Source organism: Streptomyces sp. FH025 (assembly GCF_017427025.1).
Classification (GTDB): Bacteria; Actinomycetota; Actinomycetes; order Streptomycetales; family Streptomycetaceae; genus Kitasatospora.
Genome location: NZ_JAFLNG010000469.1, coordinates 1 through 6,123, shown reverse-complemented (window position 1 = coordinate 6,123; position 6,123 = coordinate 1). Strand labels below are relative to the sequence as shown.

Genomic DNA, 6,123 nt, shown 5'->3' with positions numbered 1-6,123 from the left:
CTTTGCCGGGACGCCTCCGGCCGACGGCCACCGGAACCGGCACGAAAACCCTTTGCCGCACCGGCGCCGGGAGTGGATCATGCGCCCATGACGAACACCGCGCCCGGCCGCACCGACCTCTGGACCATCAGCACGGCCGACGTGGCCGGCCCCGAGGCCCTGGAGCTGCTGCGCGAGTACTACTACGACGTGGCGAACCGCTACTACCGGCTGCACCTGGGCCGGGAGGGCACCCCGGAGGAGCTGGAGACCGGCCTGGCCGGCTCCCCCAGCGACGACCTCGCCGCCCCCACCGGCCTCTTCCTGCTCGGCCGCTACGCCGGCGCCGCCCAGTCCTGCGTCGGTCTGCGCCGCTTCGACGTCACCACGGCCGAGCTCACCCGCTGCTTCGTCCGCCCCGGCCTGCGCGGCACCGGCGGCGGTGCCCGGCTGCTCGCCGCCGCCGACGAGGCCGCCCGCTCGATGGGCGCCGAGCGGATCGTCCTCGACACCCGCCTCGACCTGGTCGAGGCCCGCGCGCTCTACCTCAGGAACGGCTACCGCGAGATCCCGGCCTACACCAGCGGCAACCCGTACGCCGAAGTCTGGTACGGCAAGGACCTCACCGAGCAGTAACGGTGGGAGAGTTGGGCCAGGCCATCCGGAAGCCCCGCGCCCGACCGAGACCTAACACGCGGCCGACCGGCGTTCCAGGGCCGCCGACAGCTCGGCCGCGGTGGGCGGGTTGGCGCCCGGGCGGGAGACGGTGAGGGCGGCGGCCGTCACGGCCCGGGTGAGGCAGCCGGACAGGTCGGTTCCGGCGGCGCGGGCGTGCAGGAGGGCGGCCATGAAGGCGTCCCCGGCGCCGACGGTGTCGGCGACCGGCACCGGGACGGCCGCCGCCCGCACCCGTTCACCCTCCGCGGTGAGCGCGAAGGCCCCGTCGGCACCCAGGGTGATCGCGACCACCGACGGGCCGAGGGCCAGCCACCGCTCGGCGACCGCCTCGGCGGACTCGCCCGGGTAGAGCCAGGCCAGGTCCTCGTCGCTCGCCTTGACCAGATCGCTCAGCGCCACGCAGCGCTCCACCCGGCGGACGGCCTCCGCCCGCTCGCCCATCAACGCGGGGCGCACGTTCGGGTCGTAGCTGACCTGGGCCCGGCCGCGCCACCGCTCCACCAGGGCCAGCACCGAGGCCGCGCCCGGTTCGGTGACCGCGCCGATCGAGCCCAGGTGGACGGCGCCGGGGGCGGCCTCGGGTTCGGCCGGCGGGAGGGTCCAGCCGATGTCGAAGGTGTACTGCGCGCGCCCCTGGCCGTCCAGCCGCACCACCGCCGAGGGCGTCCGCGCCACCTCGGCGGCCCGGACCACCACTCCGGCCGACTCCAGGTGCTCCCGGATCAGCCGCCCGTTGGCGTCCTGGCCCAGCTCGGTCAGCAGCACGGCCGGGCGGCCCAGCCGGGCCAGGCCGTACGCGAGGTTGGCCGGGCTGCCACCGGGGTGGACGCGGTCCGGGGCGCCGTCCGTACGGACGATGTCGGCGACGCATTCGCCGATCACCAGAACGGGTGAGGCGGGGCTGATCACGGCGGCTCCTGGCATCCGGTACGCGGGCGGCGGCTCGGGCGCCAGCCTACGGGGTGCGCCAGGGCGGTGTGCGGGCGCGATGCGTCAGGGCGGGAAGTACGGCCGCCGGACCTGGCCAGGTACTCCGACGGCCGTGGCCCCGTCCGTCAGGGGACGGAGCACTCCCGACCTTAGCCACCACCCGGACGCACCGCCATCGCCGTACGCCGTCCGGGGGATGCCCGCCCGTCGTCACGGTTCGGGCCGATCCGGTCTGCCCGGGCCTGACGGTCCACTAGCATCCGTGCCCGGCGCGTCCCGCACGCGCCGTTCCCCGGCCCCGACCGTCGGCTCCCCGAAGTGCGGTGATCACCCTGCTCAGGCCCCGTCCCGGTCTCGTCCTCGCCCTCGTGCTCAGCGCGGCGCTGCTGTCCGCCGGCGCCCCGCCCGCCACTGCGGTGGACGGGCTGGGCGATCCCGTCTTCCCCTCGCTCGGCAACACCGGCTACCGGGCGCTCGCCTACGACCTGTCCTTCGAGTACCGGGCCGACACCCGCACCGTGGACGCCACCGCGGTGATCACCGCCCGGCCCTCCCGTACGCTGACCAGCCTGTCGCTGGACGCCCTCGGCCTGGACGTCCGGTCCGTCCGGGTCGACGGGCGGGCGGCCGCGTTCACCACCCGCGACGAGAAGCTGACCGTCACCCCGGCGAAGCCCCTGCACGGCGACGCCACCGCGCGGCTGACCGTCGAGTACACCGCCGACCCGCGCGCCGGGCTGCCGCACACCGGCTGGGTCCCGACCCCGGACGGCTTCGCGGTGGCCGGCCAGCCCACCGCGGCGCACACCGTCTTCCCCTGCAACGACCACCCGGGCGACAAGGCCCGCTTCACCATCGCCGTGACCGCGCCGGACAACCTGCTGGGCGTCGCCAACGGGGAGCTCACGGAGACCGAACGGCTCGGCGACGGACGCACCCTGCGGCGGTACGTCTCCCGCGAGCCGGTGGCCACCGAACTCGTCCAGGTGTCGGTCGGCGACTACACCGTCCGCGAGCGCACCGGCCCGCACGGACTGCCGCTGCGCGACGTCGTACCGACCGCCCGCGCCGCCGAGCTCGAACCCGCGCTGAACCTCACCGCCGACCAACTCGCCTGGGCCGAGCGACGCTTGGGGCCGTTCCCGTTCGAGACCTACGGCCTGATGCCCGTCAACACCGACGACCCCGCGGCCTTCGCCTTCACCGGCCTGGAGACCCAGACCCTCACCCTCTACAAGCCGACCTTCCTGCGTCAGGCCGAGCCGGCGATCGGCTCGCACATGATGCACGAACTGGTGCACTCCTGGTTCGGCGACAGCGTCACCCCCGCCACCTGGGCCGACCTATGGCTCAACGAGGGCCACGCCGAGTACTACGGCTTCGACTACCGCGACGAGCGCGGCTGGCCGGACACCATGGGCCACACCACCCTGGTCGACCGGATGCGCCACGTGTACGGCCTCGGCGACCAGTGGCGGCACGACGCCGGGCCCGTCGCCTCCCCCACCGCCGCCAAGCTCTTCGACGACCAGCGCTACGCCGGCGGCGCGCTGGTGCTGTTCGCGCTCCGGGAGAAGGTGGGGGCGGACACCTTCGACCGGATCGAGCGCACCTTCCTGAGCGAGCACCGCCACGGCAACGCGAGCACCCGGGACTACGTGCGCACGGCCTCCGAGGTGTCCGGGCAGGACCTGAGCGGGTTCCTCGCCGACTGGCTGTACGGGCTGCGCACCCCGCCGATGCCGGGGCATCCGGACTGGACGGTCGCACCGGCGTCCTCGACCCCGGCCCCGGTGGCCGGGGCGCTCTGAGGCCTTTCCCACGCTCTGCCGCCTTTCGTACCGTCCGGGCGCTCCGCGAGTGACTCCGGGCGCCCCTTCGCGCCCCTGGCCGCCAGGGGTCGGGGCGGGCCATGGTGGTCCCCACGGCCCGCCCGCCGCCCGGCCGAGTCCCGGCCGGCCCGCGGGCCGTCCAACGTTGCGGGGGACGCCCCGACGCCGCCCGCCCGAGGGGAGCCCCGGGCGGGCGACCGGTCCCGACGCGCCGCCGGAATCCGGAACGGGCCGTAACCCTTCCGGCGCAGCGTCGTTGGACCGGCCATGAAGAAGCGCAGCATGCTCGCCGTCGCCTCGATCGCCGTGGGCGTCGTGGCCTCCCTCACCGCGCCGAGTGCGCACGCCAGCACCCTCGGCGGCTCCGACGGACTGCCCGGTGGTCCGCTGACCAGCGCGCCGGAGACGCTCCCGGCCCAGGTCGGGGACGCGGGCGGTGTGGTCGGCCACGCCACCGGGTTCGTGACCGGTCAGGCGAACGGCCTCGTCCCGGTCACGCCCGCCTGACCGGACGCGCGGAGGTCAGGACAGCGGGGCGCCGAGGTCCTGGGTCCAGAGGGTGCCGGCCGGGCCGGTGGCGGTGCCGATGCCGACGTCCTTGAAGCCGCAGTCGAGCAGGTTGGACTGGTGGATGCCGCCGTCCATCCAACGGGAGAGGACGCTCGCGGGGGTGGTCGGGCCCCGGTCGAGGTTCTCGCCCCACTGGGACCAGCGGTAGCCGGCCGCGGTGATCCGGGCGTCGGCGCGGACGCCGTCGGGGTTCACATGGTCGAAGAAGCCGCGGGCGGCCATGTCGTCGGCGTGCTTCTGGGCGGCGGAGTGCAGCCGGGGGTCGATCCGCAGCGGGGCGCAACCCGCCTTCGCCCGTTCGGCGTTGACCAGGTCGACGAGCTGGCGTTCCGGATTGGGTGAGGGCGCGGCGGTGGTCGGGCGGGTCGCGGTCGGCGAAGGTGTCGGGGTCGGGCTCGGGGTCGACGACTCGGCGGGTGGAGCCGTCGGCGTGGGTGTGGCCGTCGCGGTGGGCGACGGCGGCGCGACCACGGCCGACGGGGTGTCCGGGGCGGCGGCCGGGGTGCTGGGCCCGGGTGCCGCCGCGCTCGGCGGCTCACTGTGGTTCGGCCAGACCAGGGCGAGGGTGGTGACGGCCACCGCTGCGGCCGTGCCGCCCGCCAGGACGGCCTTGCGAGCGGCGGTCCCGGCCCAACCACCGTGCGTTCCAGGGCCCGTGGCGGTTCCCGAGGCGGTGCCGGAGCCGGCCCCCGCGGTCGCCGCGGTGGCCGCCGTGTGCTGGAAGTGCAGCAGGGCGGGCGAGTCCAGCGGCACCGGGACCAGCGCGAGGCCGGCCAGCAGTCCCTCGGTGGGGAAGAGGTCGCGGCCGAGGCCGTCGCAGGCGGCGCAGCCGCGGATGTGGCGGGCGATGCGCTTGCGCCACACCGAGTTCGGGGTGCCGTCGAACCCTGCGGTGGCCTCGGCGAGGCCTGGGCAGCGCGGGTAGGCGCCGAGGGCGCGGACCACGACGCGTCCGGCTTCGAGCTGCTTCTTCATCCGCTGGACGCGGACGGCGGTGTGCTGCGGGGTCAGGTCGAGGGCCTCGGCGAGTTCGGCGCGGGTGAGTTCGCCACCGGCCTCCAGCCACCACAGGGCGAGCAGCTCGCGGTCGTCGGGGTCGAGCCAGCGGGTGGCCTCGGCCACCTCGCGGCGCTGGCCGGAGAGGCCGAGGCGGAGGATCGTCAGGTCGGTGAAGTCGGCCCTGGGGTCCGGGAGTTCCCAGGTCTCGTCCAGACCGCCGACGGTCGGCTGCTGCTGACCGGCGGCGTGGCGGCGGCGCACCTGGTTCATGGTGATGGCGATCAGCCAGGACCGGAAGGCCTCCGGGTCGCGGAGCCCGTCCAGGCCGTCCAGGGCGCGGATCATGGTCTCCTGGGCGACGTCGTCCACGTCGGCGTGGCCGCCGAGGGCGCGGCCGGCCACGTTGTAGACGAGCGGCAGCCAGGCGGCGGCCAGCGCCTCCTGGGCCTGCCGGTCGCCTGCCTGCGCCGCGAGTACCAGGGCCGTCCCGGTCCGGTTCTGCACATCAGCGTTCATGGTCCGCACTCCGTCTTGCCGTGTTTCCGTCCGCCGCTGCCTCCTCGGAGACCTGTGGGGAGTGATCAGATAACAACAATGTGCACGGAATCGGAAAATCGGACCGGTGGACGACCGACGGGCACGGGCCGGTAGAGGACCGGGCGGGCACGGGCCGGCCAGACCCGTGCCCGGCACCGATCAGGCCGGGGCCGCGAACACCTGGGTCCACCAAGGACCGTTGGCGCCGGTCCGTACCCCCACCCCGAGCTGGTTGAAGGAGCAGTTGAGGATGTTGGCGCGGTGGCCGGGGCTGTTCATCCAGGAGTTCATCACCGCCGCCGGGTCCTTCTGGCCGCGGGCGATGTTCTCGCCCCAGGTGCTCCAGCGGTAGCCGTTGGCCTCGATCCGGTGGTCGGCGTGGTAGCCCTCGGGGCTGGCGTGGTCGAAGTAGTTGCGGTCGGCCATGTCGTCGCTGTGCGACTGGGCGGCGGCGGCCAGCCGGGACTCGGCGGTGACCGGGCCGCAGCCGGCCTTGGCGCGCTCGGCGTTGACCAGGTTCACGACCTGCTGCGCGAAGGAGGACGACGCGCCGCCGCCCACCGGTCCCGGCCGAATCGCGGAGGCGGCCCGCTGGTCG

At 75.0% G+C, this 6,123-nt stretch carries 6 protein-coding genes; 3 read left to right on the top strand and 3 right to left on the bottom strand.

The window, feature by feature from the left end:
- The first annotated feature begins 87 nt into the window (after positions 1 to 87).
- Positions 88 to 615: a GNAT family N-acetyltransferase gene (locus J0670_RS26960; RefSeq protein ID WP_207814275.1), complete on the top strand. Its 528-nt coding sequence runs from the start codon at positions 88 to 90 to the stop codon at positions 613 to 615.
- A 51-nt stretch (positions 616 to 666) separates the two neighbouring features.
- On the opposite strand, the gene J0670_RS26955 is transcribed toward J0670_RS26960, so the two are convergent.
- Positions 667 to 1,563: a carbohydrate kinase gene (locus tag J0670_RS26955; RefSeq protein WP_307806710.1), complete on the bottom strand. Its 897-nt coding sequence runs from the start codon at positions 1,561 to 1,563 to the stop codon at positions 667 to 669.
- A 347-nt stretch (positions 1,564 to 1,910) separates the two neighbouring features.
- Here J0670_RS26955 and J0670_RS26950 point away from each other — a divergent pair, with 347 nt between their 5' ends.
- Positions 1,911 to 3,398 carry a M1 family metallopeptidase gene (locus J0670_RS26950; protein WP_207814273.1) on the top strand — a complete coding sequence of 496 codons (1,488 nt, stop codon included), beginning with the start codon at positions 1,911 to 1,913 and terminating at the stop codon, positions 3,396 to 3,398.
- A gap of 288 nt (positions 3,399 to 3,686) precedes the next feature.
- The gene (locus J0670_RS26945) at positions 3,687 to 3,926 is read left to right on the top strand and encodes a hypothetical protein (RefSeq protein WP_207814272.1); all 240 of its coding nucleotides are present in this window, start codon (positions 3,687 to 3,689) and stop codon (positions 3,924 to 3,926) included.
- A gap of 15 nt (positions 3,927 to 3,941) precedes the next feature.
- On the opposite strand, the gene J0670_RS26940 is transcribed toward J0670_RS26945, so the two are convergent.
- Positions 3,942 to 5,504, bottom strand: coding sequence for a sigma-70 family RNA polymerase sigma factor (locus tag J0670_RS26940; protein WP_207814271.1), 1,563 nt, complete (start codon positions 5,502 to 5,504; stop codon positions 3,942 to 3,944).
- A gap of 180 nt (positions 5,505 to 5,684) precedes the next feature.
- Positions 5,685 to 6,123: CAP domain-containing protein (locus J0670_RS26935; protein WP_207814270.1), on the bottom strand; the 439-nt coding region annotated here is incomplete at its 5' end.